2 protein-coding genes are annotated in these 2,099 nt (G+C 28.5%); one reads left to right on the top strand and one right to left on the bottom strand.

Translation table 11 applies throughout. The features are described 5' to 3' along the window. Positions 1–380 precede the first annotated feature (380 nt). A complete protein-coding gene (locus MBCUT_RS00515; protein ID WP_067257395.1) occupies positions 381–1,577 on the top strand; it encodes a TIGR00375 family protein in 1,197 nt (398 codons plus the stop codon). Between the two features lie 85 nt (positions 1,578–1,662). Here the strand turns inward: MBCUT_RS00515 and MBCUT_RS00510 are convergent. Beyond that, positions 1,663–2,099, bottom strand: a 437-nt coding sequence (locus tag MBCUT_RS00510) for a transposase (RefSeq protein WP_067257392.1), incomplete at its 5' end; no start/stop codon positions are given.

Genomic DNA, 2,099 nt, shown 5'->3' with positions numbered 1-2,099 from the left:
AAAAGCAAGCAAATACATCAAATACACATTCAACAAAAAAACAAACACACTAAAAATAACCATAACCAACTTAGCATACAAAAAACTAGCAACCATCAAATTCAAAGCATACAGAAAAGCCTAAAAAATCTTTTTGGGAAGAATTAATTTATTCTTCTCTTCCATTTTTCTCTTATTTTTTACATTTTCACTTCAAACATTACTAATTTTTAAATTTATGTCACGATTTCTATAACAATTTTTTAATTAAAGAGTTATTATAAAAATATGAAATTATAATTTTTAATGTGCATTATAATATTCTTTAGAATATTTTTCATCTTGTTTCTCTATTTAAATTAGCATTAAATTAATATAGAAAAATATTCTAATCTTATATTATGTTAGTTAACACAGATTTACATATTCACAGTTGTTTTTCTATGGCAACTTCTAAAGACATGGTCATAAATAATATAGCTCCTGAAGCTAAACTTAAAGGTCTTCAGTTAGTTGGTACTGGTGATGCTCTTCATCCAGAATGGTTGGAGATAATTGAAAATAGCACGAACTATACAGGAGATGGAATATATTCTACTGATGATTGTGATTTTGTTCTAACAACTGAAGTGGAGGGAGAGAAGAAAATTCATCACTTAATTTTAATTCCTACCATTGAAATAGCTAGGGAACTAGCTGATAAATTAGTTTCTATAAATAAAAATAAAGATGGAAGGCCAAGAACTAAAATGAATGGTGCTGAAATAATGGATTTAGCTAAAGAGTATGATTGTTTAGTAGGTCCTGCCCATGCTTTTACTCCATGGACTGGTATGTATAAATCATTCGATAGTGTCTATGATTGTTATGGCCGTAAACCTGATTTTCTTGAATTAGGTCTCTCTGCTGATACAAATATGGCTGATAGAATTGAAGAACTACATGACATTCCATTTTTGTCAAATTCAGATGCACATTCTCCATGGCCGCATAGATTAGGTAGGGAGTTTAATCAAATAGAGCTTGAAGATATTTCATTTTCTTCACTACAAAATGCAATTAAAAATAACAAAATCAAAGCAAACTATGGCTTGATACCGAACTTAGGTAAATATCACATGACTGCATGTACTAAGTGTTACAAATTAGTGGATCCAGTACTGGCCAAAGAGAATAAAATGAAATGTCCATGTGGTGGAAGAATAAAAAAAGGTGTTGATTATCGTATATCTGAAATAGCTACTTGGGATAAACCACATCATCCTGACTTTAGACCTCCATATATTCATCTAATGCCACTTGCTGAGATAATAAGCATGGTTTATGACAAAGGAGTTACCACAAAAATGGTTCAAACTAAATGGAGAGCACTAATTGATAATATTGGTAATGAAATTGACATATTGATTGAGGCATCTCTTGAAAAAATAGCTGAAGTGGATTCCAATGTTTCTCCAGCTATTGAAGCGTTTAGAAATAAAAATATTCGTATTTCTCCTGGAGGGGGAGGAAAATATGGTCAAATTTCTTTGGATGGAGATATTAAAAAACGAGAAGAACTGAAACAAGTAAAAAGCCTCACATTAGATAATTTTTAATTTTATAATATTATATAAAGATTATATAAATCTTCAATTATTAATTTTATAATATTGTTATGTAAATTTAATTTTCATGATTTTATTAGTTAATGTAGCATTTTGATAATTTTTTATCTGCATCTTCTTTAGTGAATTTCCAGTTTATTTTACATTTATTTTCATTTCTATTATTTTGATAAGCTGTAGTTTCTTTAATTAAAAGATTTTTATTATTTATTCTTCTTCCAGTGCATTTTCTGTCCATTACATTAATTTCGATTTCGGCAATATTAAGCCAACTTGCATGTTTTGGAGTATAAATGAATGATAATTTACTAATCAAGTTTACAGCTTCGTGAAATTCAAAATTTTCAAGAATTGAAAGATGTGTGTGAGTATTTAAATTATCCATGATAATTCTTAGTTTTTTAGCTTTAGGAAACACATTATCCACCAAATGTTTAATATATAATGCGAAATCTTTTTTAGTTCTTCTATCTGTAACAGTTATGTCCCTTTTACCTCCTTTAAAGTCAACAG

The organism is Methanobrevibacter cuticularis (genome assembly GCF_001639285.1).
Classification (GTDB): Archaea; Methanobacteriota; Methanobacteria; order Methanobacteriales; family Methanobacteriaceae; genus Methanobaculum; species Methanobaculum cuticulare.
This window is presented reverse-complemented; position numbering and strand designations above follow the sequence as displayed.